The organism is Plantactinospora sp. BC1, assembly GCF_003030345.1.
Lineage (GTDB): Bacteria > Actinomycetota > Actinomycetes > Mycobacteriales > Micromonosporaceae > Plantactinospora.
The window spans coordinates 2,728,061-2,750,662 of the sequence record NZ_CP028158.1 but is presented as its reverse complement, the minus strand read 5'-3'; the positions used below and the strand labels follow the sequence as shown (position 1 = coordinate 2,750,662).

The following is a 22,602-nucleotide window of genomic DNA, read 5'->3' as shown; positions in this document are numbered from 1 at the left end:
CCCGACGCGCGGGCCGGGCGAGCCCGCTGACCTGCACGTGATCTAGGAGGCGGTCCTCTTCACGTACGCCACGCACTCGTCGTGCAGCTTCGACCAGTCCTGGCCGAACGCCTCCTGGGACGCCTCCGCCTCCGACCTGCCGTCGTGCACCACCAGTTTGAAGAAGGCGAGTACGTCCTTCTCGCCGAACCGGTCCACGAGATGCCGTACGGCGAGATAGCCGACGCCGTAACTGCCGGCGACGTGCCAGTCCTCGGAGCCCCTGCTCGGCGCGACGTCCGCCAGCTTGCCGTTCCAGCCCGAGCCGACCAGCCGGTCGACGTCGTCGAGGCTGCCGTACCGGCTCGCCGCCTTGCCACCCGCCGCCGCCTGCTCGGCGAGTCCCTCCACCAACCACCAGGCATCGTCGTCGATCTGTTCGGCTCCGGCCAGCGAGGAGGCGTGGGTCAGCTCGTGCCGCATCAGGTCGGCGTACTGGCCCGGTACCACGGCCTTGGAGTTGAGCACCAGGTCGTACTGGTCGTCGCCGACCGGTACGGCGTATCCGGCGGTCCAGTCCGGCCGGTTGCCGCCGTACCAGCGGCTCCACTCGTTCGGGCCGGCGTAGAAGATCAGGTAGCGCTCGGGCGGCGAGCCGTCCACGGCGTACCGGTCGGCGACCTTGGCCGCCCGCTCTCCCTCGCGCAGCAGGTCGGGCAGCCGGTCCCGGAACGCCCGGGGCGCCGCGACCAGAGTGCGCTCGCCGATCGAGGCGACCAGTTCGTCGCTCTCCCAGGGCCGTGGCCGGCCCGGTCCACCGGCCCGGTCGGTGTCGATCGCGGAGAGTCGCGGCTGCCCGGCGCTGTCCTTCCACCGGGTGACCATGGTGATCTCGTTCGGTTCGCAGCCGGGGCTCACGAAGCAGTGCGCGACGGTGAGGTTGGCCCGCCACTCGCCGCCCGTGTCGAGCTTGACCACCTGGCCCAGCAGTTTCGGCTCCCACTTGCTGACCCGCATCGCCCGCAGGGTCCGGAATTCGCGCCGGAGCTGCCGGGCGATCGCCGTGTTCGGCTCGGCGAGCCCGACGTAGCCGCTCTCGTCGCCGCCGAGCAGCGCCTTCGCCTGCCCGTCGAGCAGGCCGCGGATCTGCTCGGTGAGCCAGTCGCCGGTGACCGAGACCGGGTCGCCGGCCTTCGGGCTGGCCGCCGCACCGGCACCGCCGGTCGGGCCGGTCGGGCCGGACACCCGGTCGAGCAACGCAGCCCCGATCGCGACCGGCGCCGCGCAGAGCAGCAGGGCCACGACGGTACCGAGGCCCACCCAGAGCGGCCACCGGCGCCGACGCGGCGGTGGCAGAAGATCGGCCGGTGCCGGCCCGTAGCCGCCGGGCACCGGATGTCCGCCCGGCACCGGATGTCCGCCGGGCACCGGATAACCGCCCGGCACCGCATAACCGCCGGCCGACGGATGACCGCCCGGCACCGCATAGCCGCCGGCCGACGGATGACCGCCGGGCACCGGATAACCGCCGGGCGACGAATGACCGCCGGGCACCGGATAACCGCCCGGCATCGCATGACCGCCGGGCGTCGGGTACCCGGTCGGCGGCTGGCCGTACCCGCCGGCCGGGGGGTAGCCGGCCGGCTGGTAGGCGGGCTGGGTCGGCTGGTGGCGGTCGAGGTCCGGCTCGTAACCGGTGGGCCGCACCGGATAACCGCTCACCGGCGGGAGGCCGAGCCCGACCGGTTCGGGCGCGGAGGACGGCTGACCGCCCGGGCGCCGCCACTCGGAGGGCTGGCTGTCGGCCGGTGGATAGCCGATCCGCGGCTCTTGGTCGGCCGGTGGGCGGTGGTGGTAGTCCCCGTCGGTCACGGCCGGAGAGTACGACCAATCGTCCAGCCGTGCGAACCTGCCCTCAGCGGCCCGCCCACGACCCGGCCAGTCGCGCCGCCGGTCGGGAGTACGGCCGCTCGGCGGCGGCCTGCCAGCAGTGTCGTGCCGAGCCGAGCAGCAGGGCCGACGAGACAGCCGAGCCGACCCCGCCGACCAGCGCCTGCACGCCTCCGTTCCCGGGCGGCAGTACGGCGAGCAGCACGCCGCAGACCATGGTCACCGCGACCACCACCGAGGCGAGTACGGCGGTGAGCCGGATCGCCGCCGGCCGGATGTCGAAGTGCCGTGGCCCCCAACGCAGCAGGACGACCGCCACCAGGGCGGCGCCGAGGGCGAGCCCCGCGAAGGTGTCCGTCGCCCGGGCCAGCCACAGGTACGCCGCCCCGGGCTGCGCGCCGTCCCAGAACTGCTGCCAGCCGCCGATCCGGCCCAACAACTCCGTCGTGCCGTACTGGGCGCCGAGCACTCCGAGGAGCAGCAGCGCCGTACGCCGCCCCTGTGCCACCGCCAGCACGTCCTGTAGCCCGGCCGCGATCCGCTGCGCCGAACCGAACTCCCGTACGGCCAGTCGTTGCGCCTCCGTGGCGGTCTGGCCGTCGTGCCGGTACGCCTCGGCGGCGTCGACCAGCGCGTCCCGGATCTCGGCCAGCATGTCGGCCCGCAACCTCGCGGCACCGCGCAACCGGTCGCCGACCGCGCGGACGTAGTCGTCGATCGGGGCGGTCACCGGTTCAGTCTCTCCCGACCGGGGGCGGGCGGCCATCCGGAGGAACCCTGACCTCGATCCGACCCGTTTCACGCGGCCACCGCCCGAACGCGCCGGATGAGCCGCCTGCGCCACCTGCGCTCGATGTACGAATTGTGCCCTCCCCGGATGACTCGGCCGTTAAGAGAGGTCCGTCCAAAGCCGTCACCGTCTGCTTTTTTCTGCCCGAAATTGGATTGCCAGGATCTGCCCCGCATCTATCCGGTTAGCGCTTTTCGAGCGCTCAGAGCCCTTAATTCCACTGGTTCGTGGGTTTTCTTCATATAGGCCCGCCGTGCACTGAAGAGCACCGTACGGTGACCTTAAGTGGCTACAACCTATTTGTGGCCCTCCGCGCCCCAGATGGTGCGGCCGTGTCTTGTATTCGAAAGGCAGGGAGCTTGATGTCCGAATTCCAAGGGAGCCACCCGGATCCCCGTCAGCCCACGACTCGGCCGAAAAGGCGTCGGTCCCGGTGGTTCTTAGCCGGCGGCATCGTCGCCGGCAGCCTGGTGGCCGGCGCGGCCGGCCTGGCCGGCGTCGCCACCCTGGCCGGTGACAAGGGCCTGGCAGACGTGGACCTGGGGCAGTTGTCGATCGTCGCCGCCGCCAACGACGACAAGGGCGACGAAGGCAGGGACCGGGGCAAGCACGAAGATCCCAAGGACCCGAACGGCAAGCACGAGGGTGGCGAGGACTCCCAGGGTGGCAACTGGCAGGACTACTGCAAGCCCGGCGGTGGCCGGCAGGGCCACGACGACAAGAAGGCCGAAGAGTCGAAGGCCGCGCCACGCGACACGAAGGACTCGAAGGCGAAGCCCGAGGAGGCGAAGCCCGAGGAGTCGAAGGACCCGAAGGCCGGACCGACGGCGACCAAGGACCCGAAGGCCGGACCGACCGCCGAGTCCAAGGACTCGAAGGCGAAGCCCGAGGAGGCGAAGCCCGAGGAGTCGAAGGACCCCAAGGCCGGACCGACGGCGACCAAGGACCCCAAGGCCGGACCGACCGCGACCAAGGACCCGAAGGCCGGACCGGCCGCCGAGTCCAAGGACGCCAAGGAGAAGCACGAGGGTTCCAAGGACGACAAGGACGCCAAGGACAAGCACGAGGGCTCCAAGGACGACAAGGACGCCAAGGACTCCAACGGCTCCGGCTGGCAGGGTGGCTCGCAGGGCGGATCGCAGAGCGGTTCCGGCTGGCAGGGCGGCTCGCAGGGTGGCGACGAGAAGGACTCGTCCGGGGAGACTCCCGGCTCCGACAGCTCTCGTTGGCACGGCGGCTCCCAGAGCGGCGGCGAGAACGGCTCGGGTTGGCAGGGTTCCGGCTCGGAGGGCTCGGGCTGGAACGGCGGGTCCCAGGAGGGCCGCGAAGGCTGCGGTTCGGACAAGCGCGAGGACGAGAAGGTGACGTCCGTACCGTGCGACCCCGACAAGCTCATCGCCGCGCTGGTGCACGCCAACGCCGAGGGCGGCGGCAGCCTCAAGCTCGCGCCGAAGTGCACCTACACGCTCACCGCGTACGACGACAGCGGCGAGAAGCACAACGGCAAGGGCGAGAAGGACTACGGCAAGGCGCCGACCGACGCCGCCAACGGTCCTGCCGGCGCGTCGGCGGCCGCGGGCAGCCAGAACGGCAAGAAGGACGAGAAGAAGCACGACAAGAAGAACGACCGGTCCGGTCTGCCGGTGATCAAGGCCCCGATCAAGATCAAGGGTGAGGGCGCGACCATCACCCGGGACAGCTACGCCAAGGACTTCCGCTTCTTCACCGTCCGGGACGGCGGGGAGCTGGAGTTGAGCGAGGTCTTCCTGGAGAACGGGCGGGCGGACACCGGCGGCGCGATCTCGGTCGACCACGGCGCCAGCGCCAAGGTCAAGCGGGTCACCATCTCGGACAGCACCGCACTCGCCAAGGACGGCGGCGGCGGCGCGATCTTCAACGACGGCCACCTGGCGGTCGCGGAGAGCAAGTTCGAGGAGAACAACTCCGCCGGCAACGGTGGCGGGATCCTCAACGGTGGTGTCCTCACCGTGGAGAAGTCCGAGTTCTTCAGCAACAGCGCCGACAAGGCCGGCGGTGGGCTCGCCAACTACCAGGGGGCGGCCGACATCACCAAGAGCGCCTTCGAGCACAACAACGCGGCAGAGGGCGGCGGCATCGCCAGCGTCTCGGCCCGGACCAAGGTCTGGGACGGCGAGGTCAACGGCAACACCGCGAAGGTCGGCGGCGGCCTCTTCAACAAGGACGCCACCCTCACGGTCCGGGGGCTGCACGTCAGCAAGAACCTCGGCACCAAGGACGGCGGCGGCATCGCCACCATCAAGGGCCTGCTCACGGTGGACGACAGCAAGATCACCAAGAACACCACCCGGGGTGACGGCGGCGGCATCTTCGCCGAGAAGTCCGAGGTGATCGTGCGGAACACCGAGGTCAGCAAGAACAGCGCCGTCGGCGCACGTTCGGTCGGTGGCGGCATCGCGGTCGAGGGCGGTTCACTCGAACTGAAGAAGAGCAAGATCGTCGAGAACGACGCGACCAAGAAGGGCGGCGGGCTCTTCGCCGAGCACGCCAAGGTCAAGGTGGACGACGACACCGTCATCAGCAAGAACCGGCCCGACAACTGCGCCGGCAAGGAAACGATCGACAACTGCTTCGCCTGATCCTCGACATCCGAGGCGCAGGTGACCGGGGACGGGTAGCCGGCAACGGAGACCACCACCGGTGACGGAGCGGACGCATCCGGTCCGTCGGGGGAAACGATCAGCAGATCGCACCCTCGGCGGGCCGGATGCGCCTTTTCGGGTACCCGGCAGGGCCGGGCGGGTGGGTCAGGCGACGTCGAGGACCCGGCGTACCCGGGACAGCCGGCCCGCCGCCAGGTCCGGGCCGTCGATCCAGAACGAGACACCGACCAGTTCGCCCCAGGCGGTCCCCTCCTCGGCCTCAAGGGTCAGCAGCGGCCGGTGGCCAGGCAGTTCCGCCACCGGATCGTCCGGCCAGCCCAGCAGTCGGTGCCGCACCGTCGGCAGCCGGTCGCGGATCTCGGCGACCAGGCTCATCACCCTGATCGGGTCGGTCGAGAAGACCGGCGCGAGTTCCGGCTCGGCGTAGTCGGGGGCGGCCAGGACCGGGGCGGCGACCAGCGGCAGCGCCGGGATCGGCACCACCTCCGGCGGGGCGGCCCGGTCCGGCACCCCGACGGGTACGTGCAGCACGACGCAACCGTCGTCACCCGGGTCCGCCCCGAAGTCGGCGTGCTGCCACTCGTCGACGAAGAAGAGCAGCGCCCCGTCCCGGGGCAGTGTCCACTCCGGACCGAGTAGCGGCGCCAGCGCGGCACAGTCGAGCCGGGCCAGCAGCGTCATCGGCCGACCCCGGTGGTGCGGCCACGGCACGTCGTCCGGCAGCCCGGGCAGCCCGCCGTACCAGCCGGCGACCGGGCCGGGAGTTCCGCCGTTGCGGGACCGGGCCGGTACGGCGAGTCCGACCGAGGGGCGGAGCAGGCCGAGGATCTGTTCGACCAGATCGGGAGCCGCAGGTGCCCGGGGTGAGTCGGCGAGGGCGGCACGCAACGCCGCCACCGCGCGGAAGAAGTCCATATCGTCCGAGGATGCCAGGCCGAGCGGGCCGATCCCAGTCAGGCCGAGCGCCGGGCGGGACCGAGGACCGGGCGCTATCCCCGGGTCGCCACGGCGCGGGCGAAGAACGCCAGGTTGGCCGGGCGCTCGGCGAGCCGACGCATCAGGTAGCCGTACCAGTCGGTGCCGTACGGCAGGTAGACGCGTACCGTGTGGCCGGCCTCGGCGAGCCGGTTCTGCTCGTCCGGGCGTACCCCGTAGAGGAGCTGGAACTCGAACTCCTCCGGCGTACGGTCGAACCACCGGGACCGGTCCTCGGCGATCGCGATCAGCCGGGGGTCGTGGGTGGCGACCATCGGGTACCCCTGGCCGGCGAGCAGGACGTTCAGGCACCGGACGTACGATTTGTCCACTTCCCGGGCGGACTGGTACGCCACCGACTCCGGCTCCTTGTAGGCCCCCTTGCAGAGCCGCACCCGCGACCCCGGGGTGGCCAGCTCCCGACAGTCCGCCTCGGTACGCCGCAGGTACGCCTGGAGCACCGCCCCGGTACCCGGAAAGTCCTTGCGCAGCTCGGCGAGGATGTCCAGGGTCGAGTCGGTGGTGGTGTGGTCCTCCATGTCCAGGGTGACCGTCGTCCCCGCCGAGGCGGCGGCGGCGCAGATCGCGTGCGCGTGCTCCCGGGCCAGCCGCTCGTCGAACTTCTGCCCGAGCGCGGAGAGCTTGACGCTGACCTCGGCCGGCGGGGTGAGCCCGGCCCCGGCGAGCCCGCCGAGCAGGGCCAGGTACTCGTCCCGGACGGCGATCGCCTGGTCCGCACTGACGGTGTCCTCGCCCAGGTGGTCGATGGAGACCGCGAGACCGTCGGCGACGAGCTGGCGGGTGGCGCGCAGCGCGTCGTCGGTGGTGGTGCCGGCGACGAACCGGCGTACGACGTCCCGGGTGAACGGGGCCGTCTCGACGAGCCGCTCGATCCGGGATGACCGGGAGGCGGCGAGGATGACCGATCGGAGCATGAGCTGAGCGTAACGCCAGCCGCTTGCCCGTACGCGGGGACCGGAGGCCCGGCAGTCCTCCGCCGCCACCCTCTCCCGACCTCCGACTTACCGGACGAAGAGTGGCGTTGGCTGCGATTCCGCCCGGGACCATTGTTATCGGATCATCGTCTGGTCCGCAGGCGGTTGCTCGGTGACCGGCGGGCGTCCGGTGCCCGCGCCACCGACCGGCCGGTCCCGGAGCACCGATCGCTACTCGCCGTTCCTTCCCCGCTACATGGGCGCGCCACCGGAGCCGTAAGTCGTCTACGGTTGTCGGGTGAACTTCGACGCGTACGCCCGGACCGGGGTCGATCTCGTCAACGCGCGACTCGACGACCTCGACGGCCTGCGGGCCGTTTTCACCGACGAACACGGCTGGATGCGCGACGAGGTGACCGAACGGGACGTCGCCGCCTTCCGTCGGGCCCAGAAACGCCTGCGGGACGTCTTCGAATTCGGTTCCTCGGGACGGGACGCCGACGCGGTGACCGAACTGAATTCACTTCTGGAGAGTTATCCCGTCCAGCCACGGATATCCGGGCACGACGCCAAGGACTGGCACATGCACGTGACCAGCCGGGGCGCCTCGGTGAGTGCCGAGTTCCTCGCCGGTGCGGTCTGGGGCCTCTCGGTCTGGCTGTGCGAGTACGGCAGTTCCCGGTTCGGCGTCTGCGCCGACGACCGGTGCGGCAACGTCTACCTGGACACCTCGTCCAACTGCTGCCGCCGGTTCTGCTCGGAACGCTGCGCCACCCGGTCACACGTGGCGGCGCACCGGGCCCGGAAGCGGGCCGCGGTGGAGGCGCAGGCACCGGTCGCGACCGGGATCGAGGAGAAGACCCCGACTCCGGTCGGCTGACCGTCCCGCGGCGACGCCGCCCCTGCCCACAGCGCCGGGGCGGCCGGGCCGTCAGCGCTCCTCGCGGAACTCCACGTGCCGGCGGAGCACCGGGTCGTACTTGCGCACCACCAGCCGGTCCGGGTCGTTACGGCGGTTCTTCCGGGTCACGTACGTGTAGCCGCTGCCGCCGGTGCTGCGCAGCTTCACGATCGGGCGTACGTCGTTGCGCCGGGCCATCAGAGCGTCACCTCCCGCCGCACCGAGACCCGCTCGGTGCCGTCACTCGGCTTGGCGTCCACGCGGGCGACTCGTCTGGACATCTGTTCCTCCTCGACCGCGAAGTACCGCGGCGACCGGTTTCGTCCCGACCAGGACCTTCCCCCGGCCCCGCCCGCCGAGTTCCACCGGGCGGGCGACTCTAACCCCGCCGCCCGGCCCCGTCCGCCGGCCGCTCCCAGCGCCGCCCCCACCCCGGGCTCGCCACCAGGCGCCCGACCACCGCTACGCACCGTCCAGTTCGGACGGCGGGTCCGGCCAGGTGCGGGCCTCGGAGCGGAACAGTTCGGGATCACTGGCCACCGGGATCACACAGAGCAGGTGACCGCCCGGTGCCCGGAGCACGTGGCACTCCAGCCAGGTCGCGACCTCGGTGGCGCCGAGTGCGATCAGCCGGGCCACCTCGGCCGGCACGTCGTCCGTCTCGATGTCGAGGTGGTAGCGGGCCGGAGCGTCGACGGACTGGATCGCCGTGGTGAGCCCGGGAATCGCCCGGCTCAACACCTGGAACTGCGGTTCGCCCGGCTCCGGCCGGGCCGGGGTGCCGAACACCCCCGACCAGAAGTCGGCGGCGGCGTCGACCTCCCCCTCCGGCGTGTCGATGATGATCGCGTACGTCCGGGAACGATGCATCGACAGGACTTTACCCGGATCGGCCGGACGGGGCGCCGAAGCTCAGCGCCGGTCGGCTCCGGTCAGGTCAGCTCAGGTCAGGTCAGTCAGCTCAGGTCAGTCAGGTCGAGCCGCCAGTCGTTGGAGCGCATCAGCCGCCCCTTCGGGAACTCGAAGTCGGTCTCGCCGCGGAACTCGAACCCGGCCTTACGGCAGACCGCGTTGGAGGCGGCGTTGTCGACCGAGGGATAGGCGTGGGCGTACCGGCGGTCTCGCCGCGCGCGGGCCTCGTCGACGACGGCCAGCAGCGCCGCCGTGGCCAGCCCTCTGCCCTGGTGTTCCGGCAGGATGCTCCAGCCGATCTCGTAGACCGGCTCGCCGTGCCAGTCCCGTTCCCAGTAGCCGACGCTGCCGACCGCAACCCCGTCCGGCAGGGCGACCACCCGGAACATGCACCCCTGCCTGCCACCGCCGAACCGGAGGTACCGCTCGTGCCGGGCGAGGACCTGCTCCTCGGTCTCCGGGCCGCCCAGGTGCCGCTTCATCTCCGGGATGTTGATCCGGCGGAGCAGGTCGAGGTCACCCTCGCTCCACGGCTCGATCCGGACCCGATCCGCTCCTCCGGCCACGTCACCCCACCTTTCCGCTCGTCGCTCTCCGCCATTCAAGCCGGTCGGGGCGACGATCCCGCCGGAAACCACCGCCGGTGGCCGCCGGCTCGCCGCCTCGGCGCACCCGCGCCCGGTGGCGGGCGCTGCGGTTCCCGCTTTCTACCGCGCGGGAAACGCCGCCGGGCGGCAGGACGGGACGTCGACTCACGGAGCGGGGTCGGGGCGCGGCGCGGTGGCCAACCGGTCGAGCTTCCAGCTGCCGAGCGCCTGGTCACGCTGCTCGGCTAGCAGCCGCAGCGCCGCCCCGGATCCGCCCTCGTGCCATTGCTCGCAGAGCCGCTCGTAGAAGGTGCCCCGTTCCGCCAGCCGCCGGCCGCCCCGGCCGGAAGCCGTACCGGCCTTCTGCCGGCACAGCGCGGCGAGCTGCTCGGCGGGTTCGACAGGTGATCCACTGCCGGTGACCACCCGCCAGCCGGGTAGGTGGTCCCAGTGCTTGCCGCGCCGGTGCGGATCCTGGGCGAAGTCCCGCTCGGCCACCTCGGCGAGACGCTCGGCCGGCCAGGCGTCGATCTCCGGCAGGCCCGCGTCCAGTACGAACCGCCGGATGGCGTCGGCCGCGTCGTCGGCGAGCAGGTCGACGGTACGCGGACCGGAGCGGACCTCGTCCATCCGGATGCCGTACGTCAGGCCGAAGCCGAGCGGCGGCGTCACCAGCGGCTGCACCCCGGCGCCGACCCACCCCACGGGCCGGCTCGGCGAACCGGAGTAGCCGATCCAGCGGAGTGCCCAGTCCAGCGGCTCCCGGACCAGCGACATGCCCAGCCCGGTGCCCCGGACCGACCACTCGCCGGGAAGCGCGGGCCGCAGCTCGAAGAGGATCTGCCGCCACCGTCGGGCCCGCTGGGCAGACACCGTCATGCGCACCTTCCGGGGGTACGGGGCCGGGACGACCGGTCACTCTACCGAGCGCCCCCGTCGGCCCGGCCACTGTCAGGCGCGTTCGGGAAAGTCGTCCGGTGGATAGACCACCGACCACGGTCGGGGCTGGCCCGGCCGCAGCACGGTCGGGGCGGCCGGTGCCGGGCCGGCGAGGATCTCGGCGGCGGTCTCGGCGAAGGTCGACGCGGCCGGATGCGCCGCCCGGTCCGGCCAGACCGCCGAGGTGCGGCGCCGCAACACCGGTTCGGTCAACGGCCGCCAGGCGACCCGCGGCTCCCGGCGGGCCGTCGACTCCGGCTCGAACGCCACGCACCCCCGGGCGAGCACCAGAGCCAACAGGAACTCGGGGTTGCCGGCGTGCCGGACCCGCCGGGGCGTGAAGCCGTGCCGGCGGCAGACGTCGAGAACCTGGTCGTGCCAGTCCGGCGCGGTGGCCCGAGGAAAGATCGCCAGGTCGTACCCGGCGAGGTCGGCCAGGGTCACCTCCCGCAGCTGGGCCAGCGGCGAGGCACGCGGCAGCAGTACTCCCAACCGGACCTCGACGGCCGGCCCGACCCGCAGCCCCTCGCCCCGGACCGGATGGTGCACCAGCCCGACGTCGAGGCGGGCCTCGGCGAGCATCCGCAGCTGCTCCGCGCTGGTCAGCTCGTGCAGGTCCACGTCGAGCCCGGGTGCCCGGTCGGCCATCCCGGCCAGCAGCGCCTAAAGCGTGACGGCCGGGGTCTCCGGCGGTACCCCGGCCCGCAACGTCCCGATCTCGCCGTCCCGGGCCTTGCGCATCACGATCCGGATGCGTTCCTCGGCGGCGAGCAGGGTCGGCGCCTCGGCCAGCAGGAGTTGCCCGGCGGTGGTCAGGCTGATCTGGCGCCGGGAGCGGTCGAAGAGCACGACGCCGAGTTCCCGCTCCAGCCGCTGGATCGACTGGCTCAGCGGCGGCTGGGCGATGCCGAGGATCTCGGCGGCCCGGCCGAAGTGCAGCTCCTCGGCCACCACGACGAACTGCCGCAGGTGCCGGGCCAGGTCCACCCGGCCGATGATATGAGTTCGGATATCGGAGCCGCCCGCCGGCCGGCTATCGTCGCCAGGTGCCGACCCTGGAAGCCATCACCGGGATATTCGACGAGGTGGGAGTCGACGCCCGGCTGCACGTCACCGACATCGACGGCGGGGCCGAGCTGGGCGTCGGCGCCGACGACCAGGTGGTGCTCGCCTCGATCTTCAAGATCCTGCTGGTCCTGGAGTTCGCCCGGCAGGCCGCCGCCGGGCAGCTCGACCCGACCGAGCGGGTGGTGGTGCGCGCCGAGGACCGGTTGGGCGGCTGGGGTACGGCCGGCTGCGCCGACGACGTCGAGGTGTCGCTGCGCGACCTGGCGTACTTCGCGATGACGGTCACCGACAACAGCGCCGCCGACCTGCTGCTGCGCCGGGTCGGCCCGGACGTGCTGCCGCTGCTCGCGGCCGAGCTGGGGCTGACCCGCACCCGGATTCTCGGCGGGCCCCGGCAACTCCTGGAGTCGATGTACGCCGACGTCGGCGCGCGGGACGACGCCGAGTTCGCCCAGATCTTCCCGCTGCTGCCGGAGGAGCGGATCCGGGCGATGCGGGTGCACGACCCGGAGCGGACCACCTCCAGCACGGCCCGGGACGTCACCCGGCTGCTCGGGCTGATCTGGCGGGACGAGGCGGGCCCGGCCCCGGCGGGTGCGCTGGTCCGGGAACTCATGGGCCGGCAGCTCTTCTGGACCCGGATCGCCTCCGGCTTCCCGCCCGGGGTACGGGTGGCCGCGAAGACCGGCACCCTGCCCGGCCTGCACGCCGAGGCCGGGGTCGCGGAGTATCCGGACGGCGGCCGGTACGCGATCGCGGTCTTCGCCCGGACCCGGCGGCTGGCCACCCGCCGGATCGACGTCGACCTGGCGATCGGCGAGGCGGCCCGGACCGCCGTCGAGGCCCTGCGGGCCGGCTGACCGGTCCCGGCCCACCCCCGCGAGCTGGTCTGATACTCGAACCAATATCGGCCGCCCCGCCGGTGGGAGAGCGGAACGGACGGCGGGGCGGTCAGGCCCGGAGGAAGCGGTCGACCGGCAGCGGACGGTCGGCGATCCGAATGTCGCCGATCCACCCGTAGAAGCCCGGCCGCAGAATCCGGTCGCGGTGGTCCGCCCCGACCAGCCACGAGTCGCCCGAGGCGGCCAGCCCGGACGCCGCGACGGAGGGGTTGCGGAGCAGCCGTGCGCCGTCGACGTAGAGGGTGCTGAGCCGGCCGTCGTTCACCACCGCGACGTGGAACCATTCCCCGGCGGTCAGCTCGTGCCCCCAGTTGGCGACGATGCCGTCCAGTTCGACCGGGAAGACGGCCCACTTCAGCGCCATCCCGGCGGAGAGCCCCAGCAGCGCGGTCGGCTCCGCCGGGTCGGCCCCGGTCTTGCCGGCGTCCCGGCCGGTGCCGTACCGGCTGAGGATGCCCATCCCGGCCGAGCCGATCTGCCGGACGTCGGCCGGCAGCTTCACGAACGCCTCGATCGTGTAGCCGTGCCCGAACGTCGCCGTGTTCAGCGGCGCACCGTCGACCGTACCCAGACAGCCGCCCGGGGTCGCCTGCCGGCCGCCGGAGAAGAAGAGGCTGGCGTGTGCCGGCTGGTCGTCGTGGTGCTCGGTCGACCAGCGCAGCGCCTCCGGCCGGCCACCGGGCAGGCTGAGCCGGGTCAGGTGGTTGCCCCGGCCGGAGAGATCCTCGATTCGGTGGCCGTCCGGTACCGCCGCACCGTCCCGCCCCTGGTCGAACCGCCAGTACGCGACGACGCCGTCACCGACCACGGCGGCCGGCCCGCGCGGTGCGCGGCGGGCGACCGGGGCGAAGCCGGCGAACCGGTCGGCGAAGTCGATCGCCAGGCTGAACCGGTTGGCCGGGTCGGTCAGCTCGACCTCCCGCCGGGCCAGCACATTGCGCCGCTGCGCCGGCTGGCCGAGGATCCACGGCGAGAGCGTCTCGACGTCGATCGTGTTCCGGGCCAGGTCGAACGAGTAGAGCCGGAGCATCCCGCCGCCGCCGTAGTAGCGGTCCTGGTAGTTGGCGATGTGCACCTGCACGTCCCGGCCGGCGCTGTTGCGCAGCACGGTGCGTCCCGGCGGCCAGTAGTGCCCGTTGAGGGTGAGGAAGATCTGGTCACTGTCCCTGACGAGCCGGTCCCAGAGCCGCTGGCCGTGCCCGGAGAGCCAGGTGGCACCGGCGTGGTCGGCGTCGGCCAGGTCGTGGGTGGTCAGGATCGCCGGGCTGGTCGGATGCGCCGCCAGCACCGACCGCGCCCAGTCGAGCGTGGCGTCCGACGGTCGCCAGTCCAGCGCCAGCAGCAGCCACTCGCGTCCGGCGGCGGTGAAGACGTGGTACGTGTTGTAGCCGTCCGGCGTGCCGCCGCCGTACGTCGGCAGCCGGCATGACCGGTGCGGTCCGAAGACCTCCAGGTAGGGGCTCGGTCCACGCTGGTCGGTGGTGGAGGCGTCGACGTCGTGGTTGCCGGCCAGCACGCTGTACGGCATCCGGTGTCGGTCGAGGATCCCGAAGACCCGGCCCGCCTCGGCCAGCTCGGCGGCGGCTCCGTTCTCGACGATGTCGCCGAGGTGGGCGGTGAGGACGATGTTCCGCTCCGCCCGGTGCGCCACGAGCCAGCGCAGCGTCGCGGCGAGCGGCGCGCTGTCGCCCCGCTCGCCGTCGAAGAGGTACTGGGTGTCCGGGATGACGGCGAGGGTGAACCGGGGCGAGCCGGTGTCCGGAGCCGGCTCGTCGGCGTCGACCCGCTGCCAGGCGAGGGTGGCGGCCGGCAGCAGCGCCCCGGTGGTGACGCCGCTGACCATCCCGGCCCCGACCAGTCCGGCGCCCTGGAGGAACCCGCGCCGGCTCGGGTTCTGTTCCATCGTCGTACTCCTCGGATCGTCGTTCCGCGGACCGTCGCGCCGTGGATTGTCGTACTCCGCGGTTGTCGTTCCTCAGATCGTCGTACTCCTCGGGTCATGGCGGTCGCGCCGCGCCGGGATTGCCGGCGCCGCAGGGCGGTGCGGAGGCGGTGGCCCGGTGGTGGCGGCTACTTCCGGGAGGCGTGCCGGGCCAGGACCCGGGTCCGGAGCGTCACCGGCCGGTCGCCGTGCCGGCGCTGGTGGACGGCGTAGCCGACGAGCAGGGCCAGCACGATCGCGGACCCGGCCAGGCCGGCGAGCAGGACGGTACGGCTCCGGTCGGCCGGTTTGGCCACGGCGCCGGGACGGGCGAAGGTCACCTGGCCGGTGGCGGTACGCCTGGTCCAGCCGCTGGCCAGTTCCAGCTTGGCGGTCCACGGGCCGTCCGGGGTGTTCCGGCCGATCGGCACCTGCACGGTCGCGGTGGCGCCGAGGGCGAGGGTGGGTGCCTCGACCTTGAACGGGCCACTGTTGAGGTTGTCCGGTCCGTCCTTGAGCTGGAGTGTGCCGTCGAGGTCGAGGGCCCGCTTGCCGGTGTTGGTCACCGAGGCGGTGAGCGTGGCGGTGCCGTCGGGGGCCCGGGTGCCGGTCAGGTCGGTGATGGTGAAGTCGGACGCTGGTTCGCCCCCGGGACCGACGGAGAGGTAGATCCGGATCCCGGCCCGGCCGATGTGCCGCACGGTGGAGTCGGCGAGACCGGCGGTCTGCGCCCAGAGCACGGCATAGCGTTCCCCGGCCGCGGCGTCCTCGGGGACCCTGATCGTGGTCCACACCGTCGCCCGTTCGTCGGGATCGAGGTCGAGGCGGTTGCGGTCCACGGTCACCCAACTGGACAGCTCGTTCGCGGTCCGATCGGGGGCGACGACCCAGGTGGCCTTGTCGACGGTGGCCGCCGCCGGATAGACGGCGACCTCGCGGCGGATCTCCGAGGCGCTGGAGACGACGATCCGGCGGCGGACCGTGGTGCCAGGCTTCACGTGGTCGACGATGTAGTGGTAGGCGCGGCTGTCCTCGCGCCGGTTCACCGGCGCGTCGAGCAGCCGGACGCTCACCCCTACCTGCGGGGCCGTGGACGCGGCCGGTGGGGACGGGTCGGCGGCGGCGCCGGGCGCTCCCGCCAGCACGAGTACGGCGAGGGTGAGGGCGCAGCCCGCCAGGGACCGCCGGTTACGACACAGAATGGGTTACCGTCCCGGTGTACAGGCCGCCGACCGCGTCGGGCGGGATGTTGATCACCAACGTCGGGTTCCAGCTGGCGGAGTTGTTGCCGCTGCCGGAGGTCTTGGCGAAGGCCGTGCGGGGCACGCTGAGGCTGACCCGGTCCGCCTCGGTGGGCTGGCCGGGAACGAAGGTGCCGGTGCCGGTCGTGGAGGTCGCCGGCCCGGACCAGTACTCGACCAGTTGTGGCTGGATGATCTGCCCGGGGTCGCCGTCACCGGTGCGGAACTCGCTGGAGACGACCGAGGCGGTCCAGGTGGCGTTCGCGGCAGCCCGCTGGTCACGGACGGTCACGGTGCCCAACTGTCCGCTCAGGCGTTGCCCGGGGAAGGCCGAGCCGAGGTTGACCGCGGCGGGCGCCTCGATGGTGAGGTTGGCCGTGGCGACGGTGAACGTCACGATGGTGTCTGCGGACGGCTGGGCCGCTGCCGGCGTGGCGATCAACAGGGTGGCTGCGGCGAGGCAGAACGTGGGCGCGAGCATCTTCTTCATGTAGGAGTTGTAACACACCAAAGCCGTCTAAATAGGGCATTCGACGCCAGACTGGCAGGAGCATGGACGCGGCGGTCAGGAAACGGAATGCGTGACCGTACCTCGGTAGAGGCCGACGACCGCGCCCGACGGAATACTGACCACCAGGGTCGGCATCCAGCTCACCCGATTGTTGGCGTTGCCGGAGGTCTTCCGGAACGCGATGCGAGGCACCGTCAACGTCTGCGCCTGCGCGCTGGTTAGCTGACCGGGCACCAGGTTGCCGCCCCCGGTGTGCCGGGTGGCCGGGCCGGACCAGTACGACACCCGGCTGGTGGGGATGGTCTGCGCCGCCGAACCGGAACCGGTGATGAACGGCGTCGAGGTCACCGTCACCGTCCAGGTGTTCGGGTTGATCGGCCGGCTGTCCCGCACGGTGACCACGCCGAGCCGGCGGCTGAGGGTGGCGCCGGGCAGACCGGCCCCGAGGCTGGCCGTCGCCGGGACCGTGATCGACAGGTCGGTCTGCCGCAGCCGGGAAACCACGAACGTAGCAGCGGCGGCCGGCTCGGCCGGCAGAACCGCTGGAACGGCACCCGACAGGAGAATAATTCCCCCTAAGGTCCTCAAACATCTCACGGACGGAGTATATGGCCTTGAATCGGACAAGGAGTGAGCTGCCGCTCCGCCGTGGGACTGGCGAACCGCACGGCCGGGTTAGCCGCCCGATGGCCGGCTGCGCGTCGCGACGGCGTACGTGAGTGGTCGCCGACCGGGTGATCGGCATCCAGGTGGCGGCCTCGGCGGCCGGGGCGGCGATCGTGCCGGCCACGGTCGGCGTGATCCTGGACCGGTCCGGTGCCGGATCGCTCGGCCCGTGCCTGCTGGTCCTGGCCCTGGCGGAGTCCGCGTGGACCCGTTCACCGGTGGTCAGGATGAGCAGGGGGAACATCGGTGCCGCCGCGAGGCCGAGCAGGACGATGCCGGCGGTCGCGTACGGCCGGGAAGCAGCAGCAGGACGGCGGCCGTGACGGTCGTGGCGAGGGCCGCCCGGAGTACCAGGTGTGCCCCGCACCGGTCGGCGACCGGGCCGAGGAGCAGGCGCCCGACGAGCAGCGCGACCCAGTAGCCGGAGACGGTCAGCGCGGCCGACCCGGCGGACACTCCCGCCGCCTCGGTCAGGTGCAGGTACGCCCAGAGGAGGGCGCGGCGATGCTGGCCGGGGGCGGGGTCAGGTCGGGCCTGACCCGGCGGGACGGTCGTCGGTGTGCTGGTGGTGGATCGAGGAGCTGGCCCGGCCGGTGCGGGCCAGCGGCTTGCTGCCGAGGTGCGGGTCGAACATCGCCAGGTGGGAGTCGCGCGGTACCGGCCCGCCCCGCCACATCCGGGGCGACCGGACGCCGTACTCGAACATGGCGGCATAGCCGAGGAATCCGAGGGCCAGCACGATCAGGGCGATCTCGGCCGCGGCGAGGAGCAGCGGCCAGAGCGGGCTGGTGGCCGAGACGACGGCGTCGATGCCGATGCCGTAGACCAGGGCGGCGACGGCCAGCAGGGCGGCGCCGAGGCTGTACGCGACGAAGCGGTGCCGCCGGGTCAGGGCGGTGGAGTAGACGGTGAAGACGACCGTCTGTCCACAGTGCCCGCACTGGATCCGCTGCTCGGCCTTGCCGTGTGTCGGGCGTTTGGCGGTACGGGCCGTCTCGCAGTATTGGATGCCGAAGCCGCCACCGTCCGAGGCCAGGTCCAGGACATGCCCCGCTTCGAGGCGTATCCGATCTCGGACGTGCCAGAACGCCACCCGATCCTCCCGCAGAGGTCAGACATCCATGTACGGCTATCCTGGCACATTTCGGCATGGATTCCCTCTGCTGCCGAACGTGAGAGATTAGCGACATCTGTGCGCGTCGGCCCAGGTTCGATGTGGATGCGGGTGGACAGGCGCCATCCCAGCCGCCCGGCGGTGACGGCTGCTCCTGGCCCGGCAGTGGGCCGAGGTACGGGTCGACCGGCGGCGGCAGGTCGGGATCGAGCGGCGCGCTGGCGTACGGGTCGACTGGTGCGGCCAGGTACGGTTCGGTCGGCGGATGCGGGTACGCGCCGGTGGGTGAACCGGAGGTCGGCCGGTAGGTGTTGAGCGGCGAACCGACCACGGCAGGCTGCCGGGTGCCACCGCGGGACTGCCCGGTCCGGCCGGCTGTGCCGGGTGGTGCCAGGTACCGCTGGGCACGTACGACATCGTGCTCCTCTTGCCCCGTCCGCTCGGTGACGTCGACCTGGTGCTGGTCGGCCGCGTTCGCCTCGACTGGATGCTCCGACACGGCACCCTAGTGGAGCCAGCGGACACGGCGCGGACACGTTGCCGGGCACGGGACCTGGGAGTGATCGATCAGGGTCTGGGCGTGCAGGGCAGGGTGCCGGCGCGGGCCGGTCGGCGGGGGAATTGGCGCCGTTACGGTAGGTTGTTGGTTCGGTCGGGAACTGCGGCCACGAGCACCTGGGTATAGGCGTGAACATCTATCCTGAGCGGATGATGATGCCGGCGCCGCCTCGATGGTTCAAGGCCGGGGACATCCTCTCCGGGCAGGTCCGACTGCACAGTTATCCGCTGACGTTCGTCTGCGTCGACAACCCCGGCACGGCGGGGGCGCACAATCTGGAGACCACGATGGCCGCAGCCGAGTTGCTCGAGGCCCAGGGCTGGCGGGTTGTCAACTTCGCGGACGACGGCCGTCGGGTGTATCTCCGTCGGGGGTACCACCCGGGATCACCGGGGACGCCGCCGCCGGTACAGCATCCCGGCCGTTAGGCCGACGACCAGGAGCACCAGGCCCGCCGCCACCGCGATGCCCACGACAAGCCACAGCCGCCGGGCGTCCCCGGGGTCGTCCGCCGGATCTCCGGGATCCCCGAGCGGGTTGCTGGTGACGGGCGGAACATCGGCGGTCAGTGCCGCCACCGGGTTGACGAGGCCCCGTCCGTACGGCGACGGTTCGACCTCGACGGCCGTCGCGGTGGACAGGACCCTTTGGATGACGTTCTCGGCGTCCGCCTCCGGGTTTCGAGCCCGAACCAGGGTGACAACTCCGGCCACCAGCGCCGCCGCCGAGATGTCCGACGCGGCGGAGGCCGCGTGATCGGTGCCGAGCATCAGGTTGACTTCACCGGGGGCCGCGAGGATCGGCGCCGGCTCGGAGACCGGCGGCTCACGCTGCTGGACGCCGCGCACGGTGATCACGCCGGGGACGCCCGACGGATAGCCGGCTTGCGGCGCCACGACGACGGTGTCACGGGCCAGGGCGTAGGCGACCGCGGCCGCGCTGAGCTCCTCCACGCCGTCGACCACCAGCACCACTCCCGCGCCGTCGTCGACCAGCCACCGTACGGCCGCTTCCACCTGAGCCCGCCCAGGCTTGGGCCCGCCGCCGGCTGCGATCAGCCGAGCCGCCGGAGCGACGCCGAGATATCCCGTACCGCCCGCGCCTCCGGCGAGCACAGCGGCGGCGGTGTCGGTGGGCCGCGCGGCCCCGCCCGGCAGGTCACCGATGTCACCCTGCGCGTCTATCCCGACCTGCCGGTCCAGCCGACCCGCCAGATCCGGCCGGTCCGTGTCGATCCTTGCGGCGACCAGGCCCAGCGTGCCTCCATCGCCCCGGGTGATCCGATGGGCGTCCCCCACCGCCAGGGCGTCCAGGTACCACTGCCGGTCCCGCGGCAGCCGACCAACACCCGAGTCCGCTGCGGCGGTACGCGCTGCCGGCAACTCGACGGGCGTCCGCGTGAGGGCCTCCGCCGCGTTGACGACGCCCCAGCCGAGGGCCAGGTCCCGCTGCGCATCATCGATGAACCGACGCGCCACATCCGCGCCGGACAGTTGCGGGTACTTCGACCGTACGAGCGCCGCGACCCCGCCGACCAGGGCAGCGGCGTAGTCCGCTCCACCGACCTCCGTGTATGCATCGCCGAGGCTCGTGTGCACCGGCGCCACCAGTTCGTCACCGGGCGCCGCGACGTCCAGGCTCAGTCCCCGCACGGAGTCCCGCAGCGGCCGGCCCTCCTGATCGGTGCCCACCACAGCAACCACTCCGGGCAGATCGGCGAGGGTCTGCGCGTTCGGCGATCCTGGCGCGGCGGGTGCGACCACCACGACGTTCGAGGCGATCGCCCGGCGGACCGCCCCGGCGAGCGGATCCGTGACCCCGGGCCGGCTGTACGTGGAGACGACCACGTCGGCACCGCCGGCCACCGCGCGTTCGATCCCCGCCGCGACGGCGTCGGGGTCTGCGTCGAAACCCCGACCGCTTACCCGGACCGGAAGGATTCTGGCCTCGGGGGCGACGCCGAGCAGACTGGTGCGTCCGTCGCCCCGGGCAGCGACGAGGCCAGCGAGTTGGGTGCCTCGGGCCGCGCCGTCGCGAGTGCCGGACGGTGCTACGTCGATGGGGGGCAACAACGCGCCCCGCAGGTCACGATGCGGCTCGACGCGGCTGTCGACCATCGCGACGGTTACCCCAGCACCCCGGGACTGCTGGTGTGCTGCGGCGAGATTCAACGCCGCGACATGCCAGGCATCCCCCGGCTTCCCCCCAACATGAGCATTGCCGGCGACACCGCCGAACAGGCTCAGGGCGGTGCCGGCCATGCCGGCCAGGGCGGCGGAGGCCAGCCGCGTACTCCAGCCGTACACCATCGTCAGCCCACGACCGACTGCGGCCACTTGCCGCCAGCGAGGTCACGCCGATCCGTCTTGATCACGGTCAGTTCCTGGATTCCGGCCACGGCGTTGACAAGGAAGCCGAACAGGTCCGCGGTCTGGTCCAGAACGGCCTGAACGGTGTTGCCGAGTGTCTGTGCCAGGTTGTCGATGGCCCAGAACGCGGAAACGAAGTCCACCGTCGCCACCGCCACGTTCGCGGCGGCTGCGGTAAGCGCGTTGGGGATTGGACTGAGATTGTGCACGATCGTCACCATGTAATCGGTGTTCTTCGCCGCCGTCTGGGCCAGCCAGGTGCTGACACCCTCGACGTGGTCGGTGACCCGGTCCAGTGCGTTCTTCTGGTCGGCCACCACCGACTGCACATAGTGTTCCTTCGTCGGCCCGCCCCAATAGACAGCATCCGGCACCAGACTGCCCGAAGACGTATAGAGGTCGCCGAGCGGGCCGAACACTTGCGAGAGGTAGCTCAGGCTGTGCTCGCAGAGCGAGAGCACCGGCGCCGACCGCTCGACAACCAGGCGGATCATCGGGAACAGCTTGTCGACCGCCTTGCGTACCTCCTCGAACGCTTTTCGGATGTCCTCCAAAATTTCCACGAGGGCTTCTTGGAACGGATTGATGTCGGCAATCCAGCCTGTGAAGCTACTCCATGCGCTGTCGCTGTTGACGGCGTGCTCGCCTCTGCGCAGCATTGCGTCGACTTCTCGGCAGAGGTTGTCCCACTCCCGCTCGACCTGTTCGAGCAGGGTACTGAAGAGTTCTTTGTTGGTGCGGAACGTCCCCAGGATCGCGCCAGCCTCTTCCGGAGTGGGCAGCGGTACCGTCGATGGGGCCACCGGCCTGTTCCTCTCTGTTCGTCCGGTGCTACTCAGCCTTGTAGATCTTGCTGATGTTGATGTAGCTCCGCTCGTCCGACTTCTCGTACTCCCCAGCCATCGTGCGCAGCGCGTCGCCGAGCTGGCCGAACTCGGTGGCCGCGCCGTCGAGCAGCGAGCAGAGCAGCTTGTGGACGTCGTTGTAGATCGCAAAGTCATCGATGGCCACCGCTGGTCCAGCCCAGGGATCGGCGACAGCGAAGGCAACCGGAGTCAGCCACAGTTGCTTTGTCGCGCCCGCGACGTTCGCCATGTCGCCGGACATCTTGTCCCACTTCGCGGCCTCTTCGCGGATCGCGTCGCCCGCAACCCGGAGAATGTTCGAATCGTAGTACTCGAAATCACCCATGTGCCATTCCCCCGTGTTCGCGGAGCGCCGCTCGGATGTCGGCGACGAGTTGATCGGTCGAGTGCTCGGAGAGACGCCACGAGGTCAGCTTGACGTCGGCGATCATGCCCTTTTCGAAGGTGAGTTGGACGAGCCCGTCCGGCCCGCTGACCACCGTCGGCTCGGCTCTGGCATGTGCAGCCGACCGGCGCTCGTACTCGTAGATGCGCTGATACGACTCAGCTGTCGTGGTCCGCCACGAGTTGAGCAGCTCCGACGCGTCTGTGGTCCGGGAGAGCCCGTGCCTCGACTCGAAGGACCCGGCCGAGGCGGACGGTGGCGGCCCGACCAGTCGCCGGAAGACGAGCCGGGCGACACTCAACTTGGCGTACGCGTTGCGCTGGGCCTCCCGGAGCGCGACGGGTAGCCCGGCGACCCCGAGTTCCTGCCACCACCGCTGATCGATTTGCGCCGTCACGAACACGCCCTCGTCGTCGACCGCGAAGTACACCAGGCCGCTTTCGTCAGCGC

General features: G+C 71.6%; 24 protein-coding genes. 5 read left to right on the top strand and 19 right to left on the bottom strand.

Translation table 11 applies throughout. From position 1 onward, the window contains the following. Positions 1-42 precede the first annotated feature (42 nt). A complete protein-coding gene (locus C6361_RS11705; protein WP_107267761.1) occupies positions 43-1,851 on the bottom strand; it encodes a hypothetical protein in 1,809 nt (602 codons plus the stop codon). A 43-nt stretch (positions 1,852-1,894) separates the two neighbouring features. Further along, complete coding sequence (locus C6361_RS11700; RefSeq protein WP_107257644.1) at positions 1,895-2,599, bottom strand: permease prefix domain 1-containing protein; 705 nt, start codon at positions 2,597-2,599, stop codon at positions 1,895-1,897. A gap of 530 nt (positions 2,600-3,129) precedes the next feature. Between C6361_RS11700 and C6361_RS11695 the strand changes: the two genes are divergently transcribed. Beyond that, the gene (locus C6361_RS11695; RefSeq protein ID WP_107267760.1) at positions 3,130-5,277 is read left to right on the top strand and encodes a hypothetical protein; all 2,148 of its coding nucleotides are present in this window, start codon (positions 3,130-3,132) and stop codon (positions 5,275-5,277) included. 168 nt (positions 5,278-5,445) lie between these two features. Here the strand turns inward: C6361_RS11695 and C6361_RS11690 are convergent, their stop codons facing one another. Then, a complete protein-coding gene (locus C6361_RS11690; protein WP_107267759.1) occupies positions 5,446-6,216 on the bottom strand; it encodes a DUF1963 domain-containing protein in 771 nt (256 codons plus the stop codon). A gap of 74 nt (positions 6,217-6,290) precedes the next feature. Further along, complete coding sequence (locus C6361_RS11685; protein ID WP_107257641.1) at positions 6,291-7,211, bottom strand: proline dehydrogenase family protein; 921 nt, start codon at positions 7,209-7,211, stop codon at positions 6,291-6,293. 298 nt (positions 7,212-7,509) lie between these two features. Between C6361_RS11685 and C6361_RS11680 the strand changes: the two genes are divergently transcribed. Next, the gene (locus tag C6361_RS11680; RefSeq protein WP_107257640.1) at positions 7,510-8,091 is read left to right on the top strand and encodes a CGNR zinc finger domain-containing protein; all 582 of its coding nucleotides are present in this window, start codon (positions 7,510-7,512) and stop codon (positions 8,089-8,091) included. 51 nt (positions 8,092-8,142) lie between these two features. On the opposite strand, the gene rpmG is transcribed toward C6361_RS11680, so the two are convergent. The 6 genes from rpmG to C6361_RS38135 form a co-directional block, all read right to left on the bottom strand. Beyond that, entirely contained in the window at positions 8,143-8,310 is a 168-nt protein-coding gene (rpmG, locus tag C6361_RS11675; protein WP_107257639.1) for a 50S ribosomal protein L33, read from the bottom strand. Positions 8,311-8,574: 264 nt separating this feature from the next. Further along, positions 8,575-8,982: a VOC family protein gene (locus C6361_RS11670; protein ID WP_107267758.1), complete on the bottom strand. Its 408-nt coding sequence runs from the start codon at positions 8,980-8,982 to the stop codon at positions 8,575-8,577. Positions 8,983-9,068: 86 nt separating this feature from the next. Then, a complete protein-coding gene (locus C6361_RS11665) occupies positions 9,069-9,590 on the bottom strand; it encodes a GNAT family N-acetyltransferase (protein WP_107257637.1) in 522 nt (173 codons plus the stop codon). Between the two features lie 186 nt (positions 9,591-9,776). Beyond that, positions 9,777-10,490: a hypothetical protein gene (locus tag C6361_RS11660; protein ID WP_107267757.1), complete on the bottom strand. Its 714-nt coding sequence runs from the start codon at positions 10,488-10,490 to the stop codon at positions 9,777-9,779. A gap of 72 nt (positions 10,491-10,562) precedes the next feature. Next, complete coding sequence (locus C6361_RS11655) at positions 10,563-11,198, bottom strand: LysR family substrate-binding domain-containing protein (protein ID WP_234359455.1); 636 nt, start codon at positions 11,196-11,198, stop codon at positions 10,563-10,565. A 15-nt stretch (positions 11,199-11,213) separates the two neighbouring features. Beyond that, positions 11,214-11,537, bottom strand: coding sequence for a LysR family transcriptional regulator (locus C6361_RS38135; RefSeq protein ID WP_234359454.1), 324 nt, complete (start codon positions 11,535-11,537; stop codon positions 11,214-11,216). Between the two features lie 59 nt (positions 11,538-11,596). On the opposite strand from C6361_RS38135, the gene C6361_RS11650 reads away from it, so the two are divergent. Then, entirely contained in the window at positions 11,597-12,478 is an 882-nt protein-coding gene (locus C6361_RS11650; RefSeq protein WP_107257634.1) for a serine hydrolase, read from the top strand. A 91-nt stretch (positions 12,479-12,569) separates the two neighbouring features. Here C6361_RS11650 and C6361_RS11645 read toward each other — a convergent pair whose 3' ends face one another. The 4 genes from C6361_RS11645 to C6361_RS11630 all read right to left on the bottom strand — a co-directional run bounded on the left by C6361_RS11645 (position 12,570) and on the right by C6361_RS11630 (position 16,697). Continuing rightward, positions 12,570-14,423: a LamG-like jellyroll fold domain-containing protein gene (locus C6361_RS11645; RefSeq protein WP_107267756.1), complete on the bottom strand. Its 1,854-nt coding sequence runs from the start codon at positions 14,421-14,423 to the stop codon at positions 12,570-12,572. 167 nt (positions 14,424-14,590) lie between these two features. After that, positions 14,591-15,514 (bottom strand): hypothetical protein, encoded by a 924-nt coding sequence (locus C6361_RS11640; protein WP_234359453.1) that lies wholly within the window; start codon positions 15,512-15,514, stop codon positions 14,591-14,593. Between the two features lie 115 nt (positions 15,515-15,629). Then, entirely contained in the window at positions 15,630-16,172 is a 543-nt protein-coding gene (locus C6361_RS11635; protein WP_107270896.1) for a hypothetical protein, read from the bottom strand. 75 nt (positions 16,173-16,247) lie between these two features. Then, complete coding sequence (locus tag C6361_RS11630) at positions 16,248-16,697, bottom strand: hypothetical protein (RefSeq protein ID WP_199853326.1); 450 nt, start codon at positions 16,695-16,697, stop codon at positions 16,248-16,250. Between the two features lie 215 nt (positions 16,698-16,912). Here C6361_RS11630 and C6361_RS11625 point away from each other — a divergent pair, with 215 nt between their 5' ends. Continuing rightward, the gene (locus C6361_RS11625) at positions 16,913-17,182 is read left to right on the top strand and encodes a hypothetical protein (RefSeq protein ID WP_107267753.1); all 270 of its coding nucleotides are present in this window, start codon (positions 16,913-16,915) and stop codon (positions 17,180-17,182) included. A gap of 200 nt (positions 17,183-17,382) precedes the next feature. Here C6361_RS11625 and C6361_RS11620 read toward each other — a convergent pair whose 3' ends face one another. After that, on the bottom strand, positions 17,383-17,952 hold the full coding sequence (locus C6361_RS11620; RefSeq protein ID WP_107267752.1) for a hypothetical protein: 570 nt from the start codon (positions 17,950-17,952) through the stop codon (positions 17,383-17,385). Positions 17,953-18,660: 708 nt separating this feature from the next. On the opposite strand from C6361_RS11620, the gene C6361_RS11615 reads away from it, so the two are divergent. Then, complete coding sequence (locus C6361_RS11615) at positions 18,661-18,960, top strand: hypothetical protein (RefSeq protein ID WP_107267751.1); 300 nt, start codon at positions 18,661-18,663, stop codon at positions 18,958-18,960. Here C6361_RS11615 and C6361_RS11610 read toward each other — a convergent pair. The 4 genes from C6361_RS11610 to C6361_RS11595 are packed head-to-tail and all read right to left on the bottom strand — an operon-like array spanning position 18,919 to position 22,582. Further along, a complete protein-coding gene (locus C6361_RS11610) occupies positions 18,919-20,793 on the bottom strand; it encodes a S8 family serine peptidase (RefSeq protein WP_159079298.1) in 1,875 nt (624 codons plus the stop codon). The two genes, C6361_RS11615 and C6361_RS11610, sit on opposite strands and share 42 nt — an antisense overlap. Before the next feature lie 50 nt (positions 20,794-20,843). Then, on the bottom strand, positions 20,844-21,704 hold the full coding sequence (locus C6361_RS11605) for a hypothetical protein (RefSeq protein WP_107267749.1): 861 nt from the start codon (positions 21,702-21,704) through the stop codon (positions 20,844-20,846). A gap of 28 nt (positions 21,705-21,732) precedes the next feature. After that, a complete protein-coding gene (locus C6361_RS11600) occupies positions 21,733-22,092 on the bottom strand; it encodes a hypothetical protein (RefSeq protein WP_107267748.1) in 360 nt (119 codons plus the stop codon). After that, entirely contained in the window at positions 22,085-22,582 is a 498-nt protein-coding gene (locus C6361_RS11595) for a hypothetical protein (protein ID WP_234359452.1), read from the bottom strand. Before C6361_RS11595 ends, C6361_RS11600 begins: the two co-directional genes overlap by 8 nt. Positions 22,583-22,602: the final 20 nt, after the last annotated feature.